This window comes from Paraburkholderia sp. A1BS-2L (assembly GCF_051125205.1).
Classification (GTDB): Bacteria; Pseudomonadota; Gammaproteobacteria; order Burkholderiales; family Burkholderiaceae; genus Paraburkholderia.
In genome coordinates this window covers 875,094-894,539 of the sequence record NZ_CP120430.1, presented here as the reverse complement: position 1 = coordinate 894,539, position 19,446 = coordinate 875,094, and the positions used below count along the sequence as shown (strand labels likewise).

The following is a 19,446-nucleotide window of genomic DNA, read 5'->3' as shown; positions in this document are numbered from 1 at the left end:
GGAAATGAACGCGTTTCTTTAGTGAGTTTTATCGACTACCTTGAATGCGACTTCAGAACTTGTGCGTGATGCCGATGATCGCCACGACCTGCGAACGGGTGCTCGAACTCGCGGCGAGATCGCCCACCGTGCCGCCCGCCGCGACGATCCCGGAACCGTCCTCGCTGAACGTCGTGCCGCTCGCGTGGGAATACGCGACGTCGGCATAGAAGCTCGTGCGCTTGCTCAACGAGTAAGTTGCGTTCGCACCGAAGTTGTTGTAAGTTGCCGACGACGCGCCGCTCGAGTGCGTGTACACGTAGTTGAGCGCGCCGGACAGCGCCGGAGTGAATTGATACTGGAGCGCAGCACCGCCAACATTGAATGTTTCGGTGCGGTTGAAAGCGCCGTAATCCGTGTACGGCTTGTACTGCGCGTTGCTGTAGCGGATGTTGGCGGTCAGGTTGCCGATGACATACTGCGCCGCGACCTGGACGATCTGCCGGGAACCGAACATGGGCGTCGCGCCGAAGAGGGGCGTGACCGAGTTATCTTGCGTAAGGTCCGCTGCGCCGGTACCGTTGGCATCGTTCTTTGCGAACAGATAGCCGGTGGCGAGCGTCAGTCCGCCATGGTTGTACGAGGCGGCCGCCCCGTACGCGTGGCCGCCGGTGGCGTTGCCGGCGATTCCGCCAACCCCGTACATCAGCTCGTACTGGAAGCCCGCGTAGGTCGGGCTCGCGTACTTGATCGAGCTGTTGATCCACACCGAGTTGTCGTTATTGTCGGCATCGCCCGGCGTGGTGAAAACGGGTCCCGCAAAGCTGTCGCCGGTAATCGGCTGAATCAGGTCGACCGTCGGATCGAACTGCCGCCCCATCGTGAGCGTGCCGTAGGCGTCACCGCCAAGACCGACGGTGGCCTGGTGGGCGAAAATGCGATTGTTCGACAGCGATCCGTGTGTAATGTCGAAGGAGCTCTCCAGGGTGAAGATCGCATTCAGGCCGCCACCGAGGTCTTCCTTGCCTTTGAGGCCCCAGTACGTCGATCCATTGTCGGCGTTTTGCATTGCCACGAGCGAGTGGCCGCCCGTGTTGTTGTAGTAGGCCGCGGCTTCGTCGATCGAGCCGTACAGCGTTACGCTGCTCTGCGCATCTGCCGCGGACGACGCCGAAACGATAAGCACTCCGATAAAAATGGATCGATATCTGAAATTGACCACAACATCTCCTTTCATTGGTAGTAGTTTGTAATGCGAATTTAAGGAAAGAAAATACGGTGCCGAAGATCGATGCTTGGGAACGGATGGAGGTATGCCAGCTCCAGCTTTTTGCTGCCGTGTCGGCAATCTTTTTCGCGTCGTGTTGAACCCGCTCACCGGGGTTACGCGGCGGGCATCAACTGTTCCGGATCGAACTTTGACGGCGCCCCAAGCTTAAGGACAATCGAATAATTTTATGTCCACGATAAAAGGCAGCTTATGCCTGAAAGCCGTTTAAATGATCGAGGGTTACGATCCGGCTGTCGCGCAGCCCTTGCGCGGCCGGGCGAACCATCGCGCCGTTTGCTGGAGAGCACCGATGGGAGCGGCTACCGGACGTTCCTGACGATTGCGCAGGCCGGCCCACGGTCCGGAAATTCGCTGGATCGTCATAAAGCAAAACGTAAAGTGGCAAGAGCCTTGCTGACACAAGGATGTACAGGTGCGGACTGCTCGCCAGGGAATTCACTGAGTGTTTGCCCGCTTTAAAAACTGCGGCAAACCTTAAGCTCTTGAAAATCGTTGGTGCTGCTTTCATGGGGAGTTTTTCTTAACACGATCAATTCATGCGGCGATCACGATATGTCCGCATCGAAATCATTGACTGGCAGTGAATTGAATAACGGGGAATACCATGCGCATATTGCTCGTGGGAGATGACGCATCGATAGATGGTGAATTGAAGCGCGGCTTGCGCAAGGAGGGCTTCGCAGTCGACTGGGTGGAGCACGGGGATTCGGCCATGCTGGCGCTTGCCGCGACCTCGTATGGCCTTGTGCTGCTCGATATCGCGCGCTCCGGAAAGAACGGGCTCGCGCTGCTCGCGAGGTTGCGCCGGCGAAACGATGCAACGCCGGTAATCGTGATTACCGCTCGCGATGCCGTGCCGGACGGGGTGGCGGGCCTTGACGGCGGCGCTGACGATTATCTCGTCAAGCCGTTTGCGCTCGACGAGCTGCTGGCCCGCATCCGCGTCGTGAACCGGCACCAGACGGGCCGCGTGCAACCGTTGCTGCAAGTTGGCACGCTGCGGCTCGACCCCGCGCAGCACCGCGTATGGCTAGGCGACCGGGAGGTGCCGGTGACGACACGCGAGTTCGTGTTGTTGGAGGAGCTGATGCGCGATCCTGCAATGGTCGTCACGCGCTCGCAGCTCGAGGAACGCCTGTACGGATGGAACGAGGAGATCGAGAGTAACGCCATCCAGGTGCATGTTCACAATCTGCGCCGCAAACTGGGGAGCGACGCAATCTATAACGTGCGAGGCGTGGGCTATCGCATCGGCACGCTCGCATAGCCCCATGACTGGTGAAGCTGCAAGCCATCGGGATGACTGGAGATCAATGTGAGAGTGCTACTGGTTCAAGACGACGATTCGATCGCACTACAGATCGTTTCGGTGATGCCTCTTATGGGGCATGAGGTCGACTGGGCGAGCAGCGCCTACGAGGCCGAACTGAGCTTGCAGGCGCAATGTCACGATCTCGTGCTGCTCGACTTCGGTTGCGCGTGCCTGGACTCGTTCGATCTGTTGCGGCGTTATCGCAGGCGCGGAACTCAAGCGGCTGTCGTTGCCTTGATTCCTCAAGGTTTGTTCGCGAGCCCCATGGTCGTGCTGGACAGCGGCGCTGACGACTACCTCATGAAGCCGTTCGAGCTGGAGGACCTGCGAGCCCGGGTTCGCCTGTCGATGCGGCGCCCGCACCGCCTTCAAGGCAGGGTGGTGCTCGGAAATTTGTTGGTCAACACGCTCGATCATTCCATATTGCTCGATGGCTTGCCGGTTTCGGTGAGGCCAAGCGAATACCGGATTCTGAGTGCGCTGGTCAACGAGCCTACGCGGGTATTCACGCGCTCGGAACTGGCACTGCACCTCGACGGGCAACCGCGTGCTGCGCTGGACAACAATGCCGTGGATGTGGTTGTCCATGGCTTGAGGCGCAAGCTGGGTGCGGAGAAGATTGTGACTGTGAGAGGCGTCGGCTATCGGTTGTGCCAAAGCTGGCGCTAAGGCAAACCACTATTGGCAATTCGGCAATACCGTTGTCATGCCGGTATCGGCTTAAGCCAGGCAGCCTCCGCGATTCCCCGGGTGAACGCAACGATTCCAGGGGGGGGCGGCGCACCCGTCCAAACAACATCTCTACTGCAACGGCTGCCCCGCAAAGAATTCTATTCTTCGTCCTAGTGGATAAATACTAGAGATTTTAAAAAAAAATTCTCTTACTGCCCCCGTACGATCTCCAGTGACCGGACGGGCCGAGCCGCATGTTTAACGCATGTCGCGCGGTAGCCCCTGGATGACAACGCACGCAGTTCCCGTTGCAACCCGTTGAAGGCATGCCGCTTTCGACACCCATTAGAACGACCCACTTGAATCCACGAGGAGACCATGAATTTTTCGAACACCAGGCGTCTGCTTATGCGCGGTGCGCTCGTCATGACCGCGCTCGGTTTTGTGGGCGCCACTGCCCACGCCCAGGACCTGCTCGAAACGGTGAAATCGAGCGGTGTGCTGCACGTCGGCCTGGAGGGCACCTATCCTCCGTTCGACTACAGGAACGCTGCCGGCGAGCTTGAAGGCTTCGATGTGGATGTCGCCAAGGCCCTTGCTGCCAGACTGGGCGTCAAGCCGGAATTCGTCCCCACCGAGTGGAGCGGTATCCTTGCCGGCCTGCAGGCCGGCAAATTCGACGTGATCGTCAATCAGGTCACCATCACGCCCCAGCGCAAGCAGGCGCTGGATTTCAGCCAGCCCTACACCTTCTCGGCGGCCCAGCTGATTCAGCGCACCAACGACAAGCGCGAGTTCAAATCGCTCGGCGAGTTCAGCGGCGAGAAGAAAATCGGCGTAACGCTCGGCACCAACTATGACCAGATGGCCCGCGCGGTTTCGGGCATCAACGTCCAAACCTATCCTGGCGCGCCGGAGAAACTGCGCGATCTCGCGTCCGGCCGCATCGACGCGACGCTCGACGACCGCCTGATGCTGCCATACATCATCAAGACTTCGAATCTCCCGCTTCGTCCGGGCGCGGTACTCAAAGGGGGCGAGCAGGAAATGGGCATTCCTTTCCGCAAGGGCAATCCCGCGTTCGAAAAGGCGGTGAACGACGCTCTCAGTTCGCTGAAGCAGGACGGTACGTTGAAAAAGATTTCGATGCACTGGTTCAACACCGACGTAACGCAGCCCGTCTCGCAGTAATTGCTCATCCTTCTTTCTGTTTGCGTCACCCGGGCTCCGGCCCGGGCGATGCGCCCGCGCAGCAGATCATTCTATGGCTCCAATCGACCTCGTTATTCAGGCATTGCCGCTCCTCCTGATGGGTGCATTGATTACCCTGAAGTTCGCGCTTGCCTCCGCGTTTCTCGGGCTGTGCGTCGGCCTGATCGTCGCCATCATGGGTATCAGCGGCCGGCCGTTCCTCATGGGCGTTGCCCGGGGCTACGTCAGCCTCATGCGCGGCACACCACTGCTTGTGCAGATTTTCGTCGTCTACTACGGGTTGCCCGATATTGGCATCTCTCTCGAGCCAACGAGCGCGGGCATTCTCGCTTTGACCGCCAACGCCGGGGCCTATCTCTCCGAGAGCATGCGCGGCGCCATTCTCGGCATCAGCCGCGGACAGTGGAGTGCGGCGCATAGCCTGGGCCTCACCCACTTGCAGACGTTGCGCTACGTAATTTGTCCGCAGGCCTTGCGAATGGCCGTACCGAGTCTAGGCAATACGCTGATCAGCCTGATCAAGGATACGTCGCTAGTTTCCGTGATCACCGTGACGGAGATGCTGCGCGCCGCGCAGGAAGTCATTGCAGCGACGTATCAACCGTTGCCGCTCTATCTGGCCGCCGCCGCAATCTACTGGATTTTGAGCACGGCAATGTCGTGGGCGCAGCGTCACGTTGAAGTGCGGCTTGCGCAGGCACATGTGCGCTGAGACAACGGGTAACTTGAGAATCGTAGAGATAGCGAGATGATTTCACTCAAAAACGTTTCGAAGTGGTACGGGCAGTTTCAGGTTCTTACCGGCTGCACAACGGACGTGAAAAAAGGGGAGGTGGTTGTGGTGTGCGGTCCGTCCGGCTCCGGCAAGTCGACGCTGATCAAGGCCGTGAATGGCCTCGAACCCTTCCAGGAAGGCGAAATCGTCGTTGGCGGTCATTCGGTGGGAGACAAGCAAACTAACCTCTCGAAGCTCCGCGCCAAGGTCGGGATGGTGTTTCAACATTTCGAGTTGTTCCCGCATCTCTCTATCACGCAGAACCTGACGCTCGCTCAGATCAAGGTTCTCGGCCGGGACCGCGATACCGCAACCGTGAAAGGACTGGCGCTGCTAGACCGGGTGGGGCTTCGCGCGCACGCCGACAAATATCCCGCTCAACTGTCTGGCGGCCAGCAGCAACGCGTTGCGATTGCACGGGCGCTCTCGATGGATCCGATCGCGATGCTGTTTGACGAACCCACGTCCGCCCTGGACCCCGAGATGATCAACGAGGTGCTCGACGTGATGATCGAACTCGCCCAGGAAGGCATGACGATGATGTGTGTCACGCACGAAATGGGTTTCGCGAGGAAAGTGGCGCACCGGGTCCTGTTCATGGACAAGGGCATCATTGTCGAGGACGCCCGCAACGAAGTCTTCTTCGACAATCCGCAATCCGATCGCGCAAAGGAGTTCCTGCTGCGCGTGCTGCCCCACTGAGCGTATTCGCGTAGTCGCCCGTTACTGAAAAACAGTCGGTTGCCGAAGGGCATCCGATAGGGACTAGTCATGCATTCTGAAACCTTTTTGCTTCACGGAATCTGGATGTCGCCACCTGGCTCACCTCGCGTCGCGAGGTCGAACGCGTACTCCACCCAGCACTGCCGGGTACCCCGGGCCACGCGTTCTGGACACGTGATTTCAAGGGAGCCTCCGGCCTTTTCAGCGTTGCGCTGAAACCCGGGTTTACCCGCGAAGGATTCCGCTCGTTCGTCGACCACCTCGAACTCTTCGGAATGGGCTTTTCGTGGGGCGGATTCGAGAGCCTCGTGATGCCGTTCGATCCCCGTCAGGAGCGACCGGGTAGCAACTGGCCATACGACGGATTTGCGTTCCGTCTCCATATCGGCCTTGAAGCAAAAGAGGACTTGATCGCGGACCTTGATAAGGCATTCCGCTTTCTGAGCGTGCCGTGACGCCAATCACACGAAAAACAAGGCAATCAGTGAGCCGATAGCGACGGGGCAGCAGCAATAACAGCCGGCGTATCCACCCCCGAAAGCGGCGCAATGCGTTTGCGTCGCTCGCCGGTAGGCGCATTCCCAAACGCATCCCGGTAGCTCTTGCTGAAATGGCAAGCCGACTGAAACCCGCAAGCCATCGTGATCTGCATGATCGACATGTCGGTCTGCAGCAAAAGCTCACGCGCACGCCGCAACCGCAGGGTCAGATAGTAATGCGTCGGTGTCATCCCCAGATGCTCATGGAATAACCGCTGCAACTGCCGTTGCGACATATTCGCGAGCCTTGCGAGTTCTTCGCGCGACAGCGGTTCCTCGATATTGTTTTCCATCAGCGCGATGACCTCGAACAGCGACTTGTTCGCCGACCCAAGCCGCGCCACCAGCGGCATGCGCTGCTGCGCACTGGTATCGCGCACATGCTCGACCACGAACTGTTCGGCTATCTGCGTGACGCGCGCAGTACCCACCCGCTCCGTGATCAGGTTCAGCATCATGTCGAGCGGAGCCACGCCACCCGTGCAGGTCACCCGGTCGCGGTCGATCACGAATAGCTCTTTGAGAAAGCGCGTGGACGGAAACTCCTCCTTGAGCGCCGACATGTTCTCCCAGTGGATCGCGCATGCATACCCGGCCAGCAGCCCTGCCTTGGCGAGTGCATAGGTGCCCGTGCACAGGCTGCCGAGCGCCACGCCCATGCGCGCGAAGCGGCGCAGCGTGGAGAGATGATCGGCGGTGGTGACGCGCTGCACGTCCACGCCGCCGCAAACGAACACGATGTCGGGCTGGCCCACGCATTCGGCGGGGCCGCTGTCGATGGAGAGTCCGTTGCTTGCCGTGACCTGGCCGCCCTGCGGGCTGATGATCGACCACCGGTAGAGCGGCTGGCCGCTCAGGTAGTTCGCCATGCGAAGAACTTCGATGGCGTTCGTGAACGCAATCATCGTGAAATTGGGCAGCGGCATGAACGCAAAGTGCGCCAACGTCGCCGAACGGGCGGGGACCATGAGAGGACGATTCCTTTAATTCTGAAGCCTGGGCCGGAAGCCCGCGCCAGGCTAGCTCATTTTCGAATCTGGCGTGCCAAGTGTGCCATGCGGCTAAACCCTAATTCAAACCCGACAAAAATACGCGCGGTCAGATTTAAAGGGTGTTCCGGAGGAATTTGGCGTGCGGCGGCCCGGTGCATTCAATTCACCGCGAATAACGTCTGATGATTGTTGGAATCGGAAACCTTCCACCAGTGGTTAGCGAATGTTCCCGGTACTTGTGAAAAACGGACGCCGATGGCGGAAAAGGAAAAGAACGCGTCTGAATTCATACATCGGCCGCAAATACGAACGACAAGAATAGAGCCGTCAACCGCCACCGTCCCGACGGGCACGAAACCCAGGCGGGGCGGGGCCTTCCGGTACGGGCCGGGCCATTCATCTCACATCGTCACGGATGCTCTATGTCGAACACTCAAGCTTTCTTTTCGCAGCCGCTCGCCGAGCGCGACTCCGCGGTGCGTAAAAGCATTTTGAAAGAAATCGAGCGGCAGCAGTCGCAGGTCGAAATGATTGCGTCGGAAAACATCGTGTCGCGCGCGGTGCTGGAAGCGCAGGGCTCGGTGCTCACCAACAAGTACGCGGAAGGTTATCCCGGCAAGCGCTATTACGGCGGTTGCGAATTCATGGACGAGATCGAGTCGCTGGCGATCGAGCGCATCAAGCAGCTCTTTAATGCCGGTTTCGCCAATGTCCAGCCGCACTCGGGCGCGCAGGCCAATGGCGCGGTCATGCTCGCGCTGGCCAAGCCGGGCGAGACGGTGCTCGGCATGTCGCTCGACGCGGGCGGCCACCTCACGCACGGCGCCAAGCCCGCGCTGTCGGGCAAGTGGTTCAACGCGGTGCAGTACGGCGTGAACCGCGAAACCATGCGTATCGACTACGACCAGGTCGAAGAGCTCGCGCATCAGCATAAGCCGGGTCTGATCATCGCGGGCTTTTCCGCCTACCCGCGCCAGCTGGACTTCGCGCGCTTCCGCGCGATCGCCGATAGCGTGGGCGCGAAGCTGATGGTCGACATGGCGCATATTGCGGGCGTGATCGCCGCCGGCCGCCATGCGAACCCGGTCGAGCATGCGCATGTGGTCACGTCGACCACGCACAAGACCCTGCGCGGTCCGCGCGGCGGCTTCGTGCTCACCAACGACGAGGAAATCGCCAAGAAGATCAACTCGGCCGTGTTCCCCGGCCTGCAGGGCGGCCCGCTCATGCACGTGATCGCCGGCAAGGCGGTGGCGTTCGGCGAGGCGCTCGATCCGAGCTTCAAGACCTACATCGACAGCGTGCTCGCGAATGCGCAGGCGCTCGGCGAAGTGCTGAAGGCGGGCGGCGTCGATCTGGTCACGGGCGGGACCGACAACCACCTGCTGCTGGTGGACCTGCGTCCCAAGGGCCTCAAGGGCAACCAGGTGGAGCAGGCGCTCGAGCGCGCCGGCATCACCTGCAACAAGAACGGCATTCCGTTCGACTCGGAAAAGCCCACGGTCACCTCGGGCATTCGCTTGGGCACGCCGGCCGGTACGACGCGCGGCTTCGGCGTGGCGGAGTTCCGCGAGATCGGCCGCCTGATTCTCGAAGTGTTCGATTCGTTGCGCGCACATCCGGAAGGCGACGCCGCCACCGAGCAGCGCGTGCGCCGCGAGATTTTCGCGCTGTGCGAACGCTTCCCGATCTATTGATTGCATAGGGGCCCGGCGCGCCGGGCCCGTTCCCCGAACACGGTCGACCCCACCGACGTCAGACAATACTGGAGTAGAGACACATGAGCACGCTGCATCAGGACAGCATCATCATCGACGGCCTGAACATTTCGAAGTTCGCGCGGCCGGTGTTCGAAGACATGCACAAGGGCGGCATCACGGCTGCGAACTGCACCGTGTCGGTGTGGGAGAACTTCACCAAGACGGTCGACAACATCGGCGTGATGAAAAAGCAGATTCGCGACAACAGCGAACTGCTCACGCTGGTGCGCACGACCGAAGACATTTTCCGCGCGAAGAAGGAAGGCAAGACCGGGGTCATCCTCGGCTTCCAGAATGCGCACGCGTTCGAAGACAACCTCGGCTACATCGAAGCCTTCGCCGATATGGGCGTGCGCGTCGTGCAGCTTTGCTACAACACGCAGAACCTCGTGGGCACCGGCTGCTACGAGCGTGACGGCGGCCTCTCCGATTTCGGCCGCGAAGTCATCACCGAGATGAACCGCGTCGGCATCATGGTCGACCTCTCGCATGTCGGCGGCAACACGTCGTCGGAAGCGATCGCGTTTTCGAAGAAGCCGGTGTGCTACTCGCACATCCTGCCGCTGGGCCTGAAGGACCATCCGCGCAACAAGAGCGATGCGCAGATCAAGGAGATCGCCGATGCGGGCGGTTTCGTCGGCGTGACGATGTTCGCGCCGTTCCTGAAGCGCGGCATCGAATCGACGATCGAAGACTATATCGAAGCGATCGATTATGTCGTGAACATCGCGGGCGAAGATACGGTCGGCATCGGCACGGATTTCACGCAGGATTACGCGAAAGAGTTCTTCGACATGCTCACGCACGACAAGGGTCGTTATCGCCAGCTCACCAACTTCGGCAAGATCGTCAATCCGGAAGGCATCCGCACGATCGGCGAATTCCCGAACCTGACCGCCGCGATGGAACGCGCCGGCTGGAAGGAATCGCGCATCCGCAAGATCATGGGCGAGAACTGGGTGCGCGTGTACAAGGACGTGTGGGGCGCGTAAGCCGCACGACGGTCTAGCCAGCACACCAAACACGAAACAACGGGACGTGCCCGGCGCATGACGCGCGGGGCACGCGGGCGATGCCGCGCCTGCGCAACGACGCAATCGGCTTTTTTCCTCACGGAGTCACTACGATGCAACCGCAACTGCCGATCAACGTCGATCCCGATACGGGCGTCTGGACCACCGACGCGCTGCCGATGCTGTACGTTCCGCGTCATTTCTTCACGAACAATCACGTCGCCGTCGAGGAAGCGCTCGGCGTCGAGGCCTATGCGGAAATTCTCTACAAGGCCGGCTACAAGTCCGCTTATCACTGGTGCGACAAGGAAGCGAAGCTGCACGGCCTGACCGGCATGGCGGTATTCGAGCATTACCTGAAGCGCCTCTCGCAGCGCGGCTGGGGTCTGTTCTCGATCATCGAGGCCGATCCGTCGAGCGCGCGCGCCAGGATCGAGCTGCGCCATTCGTCGTTCGTGCTCCAGCAGCCGGGCAAGGAAGGCAAGCTTTGCTACATGTTCGCGGGCTGGTTCGCCGGCGCGATGGACTGGGTCAACGACACGACGCCGGAAGGCAAGGGCGCACCGCGCTCGCAATCGAAGGAAGTGCAGTGCGCGGCCGAAAACCACGATCACTGCGTCTTTGAAGTGTCGCCGATCGCCCACTAAAAAGAACTACACCAAGTAACACGAGACATACGAACGCCAGAGGTCGCCTGCGATGCGCTATCCCAACCTGTTCAAACCCCTCCAGCTTAATCAGCTGACGCTGCGTAACCGCATTGTCAGCACGGCACACGCCGAGGTCTATGCCGAGCCGGGCGGCCTGCCGGGCGAGCGCTACATCCGCTATTACGAGGAGAAGGCCAAGGGCGGCGTCGGCCTCGCGATCTGCGGCGGGTCGAGCCCGGTGTCGATGGATAGCCCGCAAGGCTGGTGGAAGTCGGTCAATCTCACGACCGACAAGGTCATCGATCCGCTGGCGCGCCTTGCCGAAGCAATGCATCGCCATGGCGCGAAGATCATGATCCAGGCGACGCACATGGGCCGCCGCAATGCCTACCACGGCGAGCACTGGCCCCACCTCGTGACGCCGTCGGGCGTGCGCGAGCCGGTGCACCGCGGCAACGCCAAGATCATCGAAGTCGAGGACATCAAGCGCATCATCAAGGACTTCGCGGCCGCCGCGGTCCGCGTGAAGAGCGCGGGCATGGACGGCATCGAAATTTCGGCCGCGCACCAGCAACTGGTCGACCAGTTCTGGAGCCCGCGCACGAACTTCCGCACCGACGAATGGGGCGGCAGCTTCGAGAACCGCCTGCGCTTCGGCGTCGAAGTGCTGAAGGCGGTGCGCGAAGCCGTGGGCCGCGACTTCTGCGTCGGCCTGCGCATGTGCGGCGATGAGTTCCACGAGAACGGCATCGACCACGAGCACGCGAAGGAAATCGCCCAGGCGATGGAAGCGACCGGCCTGATCGACTACATCAGCGTGGTGGGTTCGGGCGCGGACACGCACAACACCCTCGTGAACTGCATGCCGCCGATGGCGTTGCCGCCGGAGCCGTTCGTGCATCTGGCCGGCGGCATCAAGTCGGTGGTGAAACTGCCGGTGATGCACGCGCAGAGCATCCGCGACGCGGGCCAGGCCGAGCGCCTGCTCGCGAACGGCATGATCGACCTGGTCGGCATGACGCGTGCACAGATTGCCGATCCGCACATGGTGATCAAGATCCGCGACGGTCGCGAGGACGAAATCAAGCAGTGCGTCGGCGCGAACTACTGCATCGACCGCCAGTACAACGGCCTCGACGTGCTGTGCGTGCAGAACGCCGCGACCTCGCGCGAAGAGACGATGCCGCACGTGATCGAAAAGTCGCGTGGCCCGAAGCGCAAGGTAGTGGTGGTGGGCGCGGGCCCCGCAGGCCTGGAAGCAGCGCGCGTTGCGCGCTCGCGCGGCCATGACGTCGTGCTGTTCGAGAAGAACACTGAAGTCGGCGGCCAGATCATGATCGCGGCAAAGGCGCCGCAGCGCGAGCAGATGTCCGGCATCGTGCGCTGGTTCGACATGGAAACCAAGCGCCTCGGCGTGGATCGCCGGCTGGGCGTCGCGGCCGACGAAAAGATGATCATGGCCGAGAAGCCGGACATCGTTGTGCTCGCAACTGGCGGTCACAGCTACACCGAAGAGGTGCCGGGCTGGGGCGTGGCGGAAGGCCTCGCGGTCAGCTCGTGGGACATCCTCACGGGCAAGGTCGAGCCCAAGCAGAACGTGCTGATCTATGACGGCATCAGTACGCACGCGGGCTCGGGCGTGGCCGATTTCGTCGCGAGCCGCGGCTCGAAGGTCGAGATCGTGACGCCGGACGTCAAGGTGGCCGACGACGTGGGCGGCACGACGTTCCCGATCTTCTATCGCCGGTTGTACGCGCAGGGCGCGGTGCTGACGCCGAATTACTGGCTCGACCGCGTCTACGAAGAGGACGGCAAGAAGATTGCGGTGCTGCGCAACGAGTACACGGAAGAGCTCGAGGAGCGCGCAGTCGATCAGGTGGTGATCGAGAACGGCACGCGGCCGAACGACGAACTCTACTGGAAGCTCAAGAACGAATCGGTGAACCGCGGCCAGGTCGATGTGAACAAGCTGTTCGCGTCGGAAGCGCAGCCGTGCCTTACCGAAGAACTCGGCAACGGCCGCTTCCTGCTGTTCCGCGTTGGCGACTGCATCTCGATGCACAACATCCACGGCGCAATTTATGACGCGCTGCGGCTCGTGAAGGACTTCTGACCCATGAACCCGACCTGGCTCATTACCGCGCTGCTGTGGCTGTCGATGGCGGGGCTCGCGTTCGCCGTCGCGAAGCGGGCCGCTTACTGGCGCGTCGGGCGTGCAGCGGCGCCCGGTTCGTTCGGCGCCTTCGGTTTCACCAAGCTGTTCAGCATTCCGAAGCGCTATTTCGTTGATCTGCACCACGTGGTCGCGCGCGACCCGTACATTGCGAAGACGCACGTGGCGACCGCCGGCGGCGCGATTGGCGCGCTCGCGCTCGTGTTCATCAACTACGGTCTGGCGATCTACTCGCCGTGGCTCGACAAGCTGATCTTCCTCGCGGCGCTCGCGATGCTGGTTGGCGTGGTGTTCGTGTGGCGTCGCCGTCACGCGAAGAACGTGCCCGCGCGTCTGTCGAAGGGCCCGTGGAATACGCTGCCCTGGGTGCTTGGTTCGTTCGCGCTCGGCCTCGTGCTGTTCATGGTCGTGCCGACCGGCGCGATGTCGGGTGGTTTCGCGGTGCTGTGCGCGCTGCTGATCGGCGTGGGCGCATTCGCGATGACCTTCGGTGCAGCCAGGGGCGGCCCGATGAAGCATGCCATCGCAGGCCTGCTGCATCTCGCGTTTCACCCGCGCCAGGAGCGCTTTGCCGCCACGCGTGAAGGCTGGACCGGCAACGGTACCGACACGCCGCCCACGGCGCTCAAGCTGCCCGATATCGAGCAGCAGGAATATGGCGTCGCCAAGCCGGTGGAATTCCGCTGGAACCAGCTGCTGAGCTTCGACGCCTGCGTGCAGTGCGGCAAGTGCGAAGCTGCGTGCCCCGCGTTCGCCTCGGGTCAGCCGCTCAATCCGAAGAAGCTGATTCAGGATCTCGTGGTGGGCATGGCAGGCGGCACTGACGCGGCCTATGCGGGCAGCCCCACGCCTGGCATTGCGGTGGGCCAGCATGGCGGCGCGCCCAACGGTCCGATCGTCTCGGGCCTGATCGAAGCGCAAACGCTGTGGTCGTGCACCACCTGCCGCGCCTGCGTGCAGGAGTGCCCGATGCTGATCGAGCACGTGGATGCCATCGTCGACATGCGCCGCAACCAGACGCTCGTGCACGGCACGGTGCCGGGCAAGGGCCCCGAGGTGCTCGCGAACCTGCGCGAGACCGGCACGATGGGCGGCTACGACAAGGCTGCGCGCTACGACTGGTCGGTCGATCTGAATGCGCCCATCGCACAGCCGGGCAAGCCCGTGGATGTGCTGCTGGTGGCGGGTGAAGGCGCGTTCGACATGCGCTATCAACGCACGCTGCGTGCGCTCGTGAAGGTGCTCAACAAGGCGGGCGTGAGCTACGCGGTGCTGGGCGGCCAGGAAACGGACACGGGCGACGTGGCGCGCCGTCTCGGCGACGAGGCAACCTTCCAGCGCATGGCGAAGCAAATGATGGGCACGCTCGCGACGCTGAACTTCAAGCGCATCGTGAGCGCGGATCCGCACGTGATGCATAGCCTGCGCAACGAATACCGCGCGCTCGGCACGCGTTACGAGGTGCTGCATCACACGACCTTCCTCGCCGAACTTGCCGCGAGCGGCAAGATTGCGCCGAAGGCCGTCGAGGCGTTGCGCGAGAAGCGCACCACGTATCACGATCCCTGCTATCTGGGCCGCTATAACGGCGAGACCGAAGCGCCGCGCAAGCTGCTCAAGAAAATCGGCATCCAGGTGGTGGAGATGGAGCGCAACGGCATGCGCGGACGCTGCTGCGGCGGTGGCGGCGGTGCGCCGCTGACCGATATCCCCGGCAAGCAGCGCATCCCCGATATCCGCATCGCCGACGCGAAGGCCGTGGGCGCGGAGGTTGTCGCGGTGGCGTGCCCGAACTGCACGGCGATGCTCGAAGGCGTCGTGGGTCCGCGCCCCGAGGTGCTCGACGTGGCCGAACTCGTTGCTGCTTCGCTGGAGTGAACCGATGAACGCGATCAAACGAATCGATCCGCGCCGCCCCTTCATCATTACGGCGGCAGGACTCAGGCGCATCACGCTCGGCGAGAGCGGCAGCGCGGATGCCAGCGCGGAGCACTGGAGCAGCCACGCGCATGGCGCAGCGGCAGCCAAGCCTCGCCGTCAAGTTAGCGATCCGAATCAAGTCATGCTGGTGGTGGCTCACGCCGAGCGCGGCGCGCTCGACGACCATACGTGCCAGACCATCGCGGCGGCGGCGTTGCTGGCCGATGCGAAAACCGAAGTGGCGCTGCTCGTGTTCGGCGAATTGAAGGATGATGCGGCGGCGCTCGGCGTGGACAAGCTGATCGAATTGCCGGGCTTCGAGCGCCGCGTGTTCGCACCCGAAAGCGAATTGCGCGCGTTGCAGGCCTGCGCCGCGGCGCTCGCGCCCAAGCACGTATTCGTGCCCGACAACGCGACCGGCGACGGCGATCTGGGCCGCCGCTATGCGGCCTGCGCCAGCGCGAGCGTGGCGGCGCACGTGGTCGAGATCGACGCGAAACATGTGGGCGCCTACGAACAGGCGAAACGCGCGTTCGCAACGCGCGCACTGCCCGATGTGATTCTGCTCGAGCCCAACGCGGTGGATGCGAAGCTGCCCTTCGTGGGGGCGGGCGAGCGTCTCGCAGGCGACTTCATCCGTCCCGCTGGCGATATCGAGCAGCCTTATCGCGATCTGGGTCTGGAGGAAATCGACGCGGCCCAGGTGGCGCTCGAAGAGGCCGACTTCATCGTCTCGGCGGGCAATGGCGTGACCGACATTGCGTCGTTCGAGCGACTCGCGGGCGTGTTCGGCGCGGCCATCGGCGCGAGCCGCGTGGCCGTGGACAACGGCCATTTCACGCGCGACAAGCAGGTGGGCGCGACCGGCAAGACGGTCGAGGCGAGCGTGTATATCGCGTTCGGTATTTCCGGGGCCGTGCAGCATTTGCAGGGCATCAAGGATTGCCGTCACGTGATTGCCGTGAACATGGACGGCAGCGCGCCGATAGCGAAGCGCGCGAACCTGACCGTGGTGGGCGATGCGCAGCAGACCATCGCGGCACTGATCCAGCAGGTGCAGAGCGCGCGTGCAACGCGCGGGCAAGCGCCGGCTGCCGGTGAACCACGTCAACCGAAAGCTCAAACCGCGGGAGTAGCGGCATGAACGCTCAACAACAGATTGCACGCATCGCGGTGCTGGTCTCGGCGGGCCGCCATCCCGTGAGCGGCGCGCCGCGCTACAGCCGCAACGACGCGCAGGCGCTGGAAATCGGCCGCAAGCTCGCCGATCAGCACCGTGCGCAACTCGACGTGATTCACGCGGGTGACGCCAATGAGCCTGCGCTGGTCGAGTATCTCGCGCTGGGCGCGCGCGAAGTCGAGGTGCTGGCATGCGCGCCCGGCGACGACGCGGCGCGCTCGCTCGCCGAACGCGTGCGCGGCTACGACCTCGTGCTGACCGGCACGCGCGCCGAGGGCGCGCACGACAGTGGCATGCTGCCGTACAGCGTGGCGGCGGCGCTGCGCTGCCCGCTCGTGGGCAGCGCTGTGGACGTCGACGTAAAAGGGGGCCGGGCGACGGTGCGCCAGTTCTTGCCCAAGGGCCTGCGCCGCCGCGTGGAAACGGCGCTGCCGGCGGTGATCGCCGTGCATCCGCTGGCGAGCGGCCAGCCTCAGTACGCCTATGCGCGGCTGCGTTCGGGCACGATCCGTCCCCAGCGCGCGGCGCGTTTTGCGAGCGATGATTCGGCCGCCTGGAAGGTCGGTCCCATCGAGCGCAAGCCGGTCAAGTTCGCCGCCCCCGAGAAGCGCTCAGGGCATTCCCGGATGCTCGCGGCGGTCACGACCGAGAGCCGTGGCGGGAGCGTCGTAATTGAGGGGAGTTCGGTCGAAAAAGCACAAGTGATACTCGCGTATTTGCGCGAGCATCAACTCATCGATTACTGATATTTGCTGAGCTGTCGGCAAGAAACAGGCAAGAACCAGGGATGAAAAATCCGGAGCAAACGATGAACGTATCGGCAGACATTCGCGCACTGGTGGAACGCCGCCAGGCAGGCTACAGCCTTGAAGCACCCTTCTATCGCAGCGAGGACATTTTCGCGCTCGACATGGAGGCGATTTTCCGTCAACACTGGATTCAGGTAGCCACGGAGCCGGAGCTTCCGGAACCGGGCGACTACGTCACGGTCGAGCTGGCCGGCGAGTCGATCCTGATCGTACGCGACGACGACATGCAAGTGCGCGCGTTCCACAACGTGTGCCGCCATCGCGGCGCGCGCCTGTGCAACGAGCATAAGGGGACGGTGGGCAACATCGTCTGCCCGTATCACAGCTGGACCTACAACCTGACCGGCGAGCTGATGTTCGCCGAGCACATGGGCGAGCAGTTCGACCGTTGCAAGCACAGCCTCAAGACGGTCCACGTGGAAAACCTGGCAGGCCTGATCTTCATCTGCCTGGCCGAGAACCCGCCCGACTTCTCGATGATCCGCGCCGCCATGGAGCCGTATCTGCTGCCGCACGATCTGCCCAACTGCAAGGTTGCCGCGCAAGTCGACATCGTCGAAAAGGGTAACTGGAAGCTCGTGATGGAGAACAATCGCGAGTGCTATCACTGCGTCGCGAACCATCCTGAACTCACGATTTCGCTCTACGAATACGGCTTCGGCTATCAGCGCTCGGAAGCCAACGCTGAAGGCATGGACGCCTTCGCGCGCACCTGCGAGGAGCGCGCGAAGCAGTGGGAAGAGATGAACCTGCCTTCCGTCGAGATCGAAAAGCTCTCGGACGTCACGGGCTTTCGCACGCAGCGCCTGCCGCTCGACCGCAGCGGCGAATCGCAGACGCTCGACGCCAAGGTGGCTTCGAAGAAGCTGCTGGGTGAGTTCCGCACGGCCGATCTCGGCGGCCTCTCGTTCTGGACCCAGCCGAACTCGTGGCATCACTTCATGAGCGACCACATCGTGTCGTTCTCGGTGATTCCGCTGTCGGCCGGGGAAACGCTCGTGCGCACGCGCTGGCTCGTGCATCAGGATGCCGTGGAAGGCGTCGATTACGACGTGGCGAATCTCACGGCAGTGTGGAACGCGACCAATGACCAGGACCGCACGCTGGTGGAGTATTCGCAGCGCGGCGCGGGAAGCAGCGCCTATGAGCCGGGCCCGTACTCGCCGTACACCGAGGGCCTTGTCGAAAAATTCACGGCCTGGTATGTGGGCCGTCTTGCCGAAAAAATCGGCGCTTAAGCCGGTGCGCGAGTAGAGCGGAGTTTGACATGATGCGAGATGCGGCCCAATTCGATCCCACCGACAGCCGGGTGACGCGCCCTGCCTTCTGGGGCGCGCTGCCGGAGCGCTGGACGAGCGATGCGGAGGAAACGCTGGTGTGCTGCCATGTGCGGCAGGAAACACACGACGTAAAGAGCTTTTTCTTTCGATCGCCGCAAGGGCGCACGTTTTCGTTCGAGCCGGGACAGTTCGTGACGCTCGAACTGGACATCGACGGCGAAGCGGTGAATCGCTGTTACACGATTTCGTCGTCGCCGGCGCGGCCGCACACAATCTCCATCACCGTCAAGCGCGTGCCGGGCGGCAAGGTGTCGAACTGGCTGCACGACAACCTGCTGCCGGGCGCGTCGATTCGCGTGCTCGGGCCGGGCGGCGAATTCACCTGCGCGCGCCATCCGGCCAACAAGTATCTGTTTCTTTCAGCCGGCTCGGGCATCACGCCGCTGATGTCGATGAGCCGCGCGCACCACGATCTCGCCGAGGATCGCGACATCGTGTTCGTGCATAGCGCCCGTACGCCCGACGACATCATCTTCGCGCGCGAGCTCGAACTGATTGCCGCGAGCCATGCGAACTTCCGCACCTCGTTCGTTTGCGAGCGGCTGGGCGCGCGCACTTCATGGCCCGGCGTGACGGGTTTTCTCACGCTGCCGCTGCTGAAGCTGATTGCGCCGGACTTCATGGAGCGCGAAATCTTCACGTGCGGTCCTGCGCCGTATATGAAGGCCGTGCGCGATCTGCTCGACGAAGCAGGGTTCCCGCACAAGCAGTATCACGAAGAGAGCTTCTCGTTCGAGACACTGAATGCGGACGAGCCCGAGGCCCTTGCGCAATCGCCCGCACAAGCGGGTACGGAAGCGGCCACCTTCAAGGTCACGTTCGCGAAGAGCAATCGCGAGATCCAGTGCGGCACGGACCAGCACGTGCTGGAAGCCGCGCGCCAGGCCGGCGTGCGCCTGCCGTCATCGTGCGCGCAGGGCATGTGCGGCACCTGCAAGGTCAAGCTCGTCTCGGGCCAGGTGCAGATGAATCATAAGGGCGGCATTCGCCAGCGCGAAATCGATCAGGGCATGGCGTTGATGTGCTGCTCGAAGCCGCTGTCCGATCTCGTCATCGATAAATAACGCAAGGCAAAAATCGCGCGCATGCTGCCCGCGCATGTCGCG

18 protein-coding genes are annotated in these 19,446 nt (G+C 62.5%); 15 read left to right on the top strand and 3 right to left on the bottom strand.

The window, feature by feature from the left end; translation table 11 throughout:
- Nucleotides 1-52 precede the first annotated feature (52 nt).
- Together P5W98_RS28610 and P5W98_RS28605 are read right to left on the bottom strand one after the other, a co-directional pair.
- Complete coding sequence (locus P5W98_RS28610) at nt 53-1,165, bottom strand: porin (RefSeq protein WP_421027167.1); 1,113 nt, start codon at nt 1,163-1,165, stop codon at nt 53-55.
- A gap of 292 nt (nt 1,166-1,457) precedes the next feature.
- Nucleotides 1,458-1,778 carry a hypothetical protein gene (locus P5W98_RS28605; protein WP_421027166.1) on the bottom strand — a complete coding sequence of 107 codons (321 nt, stop codon included), beginning with the start codon at nt 1,776-1,778 and terminating at the stop codon, nt 1,458-1,460.
- Nucleotides 1,779-1,874: 96 nt separating this feature from the next.
- Here P5W98_RS28605 and P5W98_RS28600 point away from each other — a divergent pair, with 96 nt between their 5' ends.
- The 6 genes from P5W98_RS28600 (at nt 1,875) to P5W98_RS28575 (ending at nt 6,419) form a co-directional block, all read left to right on the top strand.
- Entirely contained in the window at nt 1,875-2,537 is a 663-nt protein-coding gene (locus P5W98_RS28600; RefSeq protein ID WP_421027165.1) for a response regulator, read from the top strand.
- A 48-nt stretch (nt 2,538-2,585) separates the two neighbouring features.
- Complete coding sequence (locus P5W98_RS28595; RefSeq protein WP_421027164.1) at nt 2,586-3,251, top strand: winged helix-turn-helix domain-containing protein; 666 nt, start codon at nt 2,586-2,588, stop codon at nt 3,249-3,251.
- 381 nt (nt 3,252-3,632) lie between these two features.
- Nucleotides 3,633-4,445: a transporter substrate-binding domain-containing protein gene (locus P5W98_RS28590; RefSeq protein ID WP_421027163.1), complete on the top strand. Its 813-nt coding sequence runs from the start codon at nt 3,633-3,635 to the stop codon at nt 4,443-4,445.
- 73 nt (nt 4,446-4,518) lie between these two features.
- A complete protein-coding gene (locus tag P5W98_RS28585; protein WP_421027162.1) occupies nt 4,519-5,178 on the top strand; it encodes an amino acid ABC transporter permease in 660 nt (219 codons plus the stop codon).
- 36 nt (nt 5,179-5,214) lie between these two features.
- Nucleotides 5,215-5,943 carry an amino acid ABC transporter ATP-binding protein gene (locus tag P5W98_RS28580; RefSeq protein WP_421027161.1) on the top strand — a complete coding sequence of 243 codons (729 nt, stop codon included), beginning with the start codon at nt 5,215-5,217 and terminating at the stop codon, nt 5,941-5,943.
- A gap of 101 nt (nt 5,944-6,044) precedes the next feature.
- Nucleotides 6,045-6,419, top strand: coding sequence for a PLP-dependent transferase (locus P5W98_RS28575; protein WP_421027998.1), 375 nt, complete (start codon nt 6,045-6,047; stop codon nt 6,417-6,419).
- A gap of 26 nt (nt 6,420-6,445) precedes the next feature.
- Here the strand turns inward: P5W98_RS28575 and P5W98_RS28570 are convergent, their stop codons facing one another.
- Nucleotides 6,446-7,471, bottom strand: a complete 1,026-nt coding sequence (locus P5W98_RS28570; protein ID WP_421027160.1) for a GlxA family transcriptional regulator — start codon at nt 7,469-7,471, stop codon at nt 6,446-6,448.
- A gap of 446 nt (nt 7,472-7,917) precedes the next feature.
- On the opposite strand from P5W98_RS28570, the gene P5W98_RS28565 reads away from it, so the two are divergent.
- The 9 genes from P5W98_RS28565 (at nt 7,918) to P5W98_RS28525 (ending at nt 19,404) form a co-directional block, all read left to right on the top strand.
- Entirely contained in the window at nt 7,918-9,192 is a 1,275-nt protein-coding gene (locus tag P5W98_RS28565) for a serine hydroxymethyltransferase (protein WP_421027159.1), read from the top strand.
- 83 nt (nt 9,193-9,275) lie between these two features.
- Nucleotides 9,276-10,247, top strand: coding sequence for a dipeptidase (locus P5W98_RS28560; RefSeq protein ID WP_035534843.1), 972 nt, complete (start codon nt 9,276-9,278; stop codon nt 10,245-10,247).
- Nucleotides 10,248-10,381: 134 nt separating this feature from the next.
- Complete coding sequence (locus P5W98_RS28555; RefSeq protein ID WP_421027158.1) at nt 10,382-10,915, top strand: DUF5943 domain-containing protein; 534 nt, start codon at nt 10,382-10,384, stop codon at nt 10,913-10,915.
- A gap of 52 nt (nt 10,916-10,967) precedes the next feature.
- Nucleotides 10,968-13,031, top strand: coding sequence for an FAD-dependent oxidoreductase (locus tag P5W98_RS28550; protein WP_421027157.1), 2,064 nt, complete (start codon nt 10,968-10,970; stop codon nt 13,029-13,031).
- Nucleotides 13,032-13,034: 3 nt separating this feature from the next.
- Nucleotides 13,035-14,969, top strand: a complete 1,935-nt coding sequence (locus tag P5W98_RS28545; RefSeq protein WP_421027156.1) for a (Fe-S)-binding protein — start codon at nt 13,035-13,037, stop codon at nt 14,967-14,969.
- Nucleotides 14,970-14,973: 4 nt separating this feature from the next.
- Nucleotides 14,974-16,155 (top strand): electron transfer flavoprotein subunit alpha/FixB family protein, encoded by a 1,182-nt coding sequence (locus tag P5W98_RS28540; RefSeq protein WP_421027155.1) that lies wholly within the window; start codon nt 14,974-14,976, stop codon nt 16,153-16,155.
- On the top strand, nt 16,152-16,937 hold the full coding sequence (locus P5W98_RS28535; protein ID WP_421027154.1) for an electron transfer flavoprotein subunit beta/FixA family protein: 786 nt from the start codon (nt 16,152-16,154) through the stop codon (nt 16,935-16,937). Before P5W98_RS28540 ends, P5W98_RS28535 begins: the two co-directional genes overlap by 4 nt.
- Nucleotides 16,938-16,999: 62 nt before the next feature.
- The gene (locus P5W98_RS28530; protein ID WP_421027153.1) at nt 17,000-18,238 is read left to right on the top strand and encodes an aromatic ring-hydroxylating oxygenase subunit alpha; all 1,239 of its coding nucleotides are present in this window, start codon (nt 17,000-17,002) and stop codon (nt 18,236-18,238) included.
- Between the two features lie 29 nt (nt 18,239-18,267).
- On the top strand, nt 18,268-19,404 hold the full coding sequence (locus P5W98_RS28525) for a 2Fe-2S iron-sulfur cluster-binding protein (protein WP_421027152.1): 1,137 nt from the start codon (nt 18,268-18,270) through the stop codon (nt 19,402-19,404).
- The last annotated feature ends 42 nt before the right edge of the window (nt 19,405-19,446 follow it).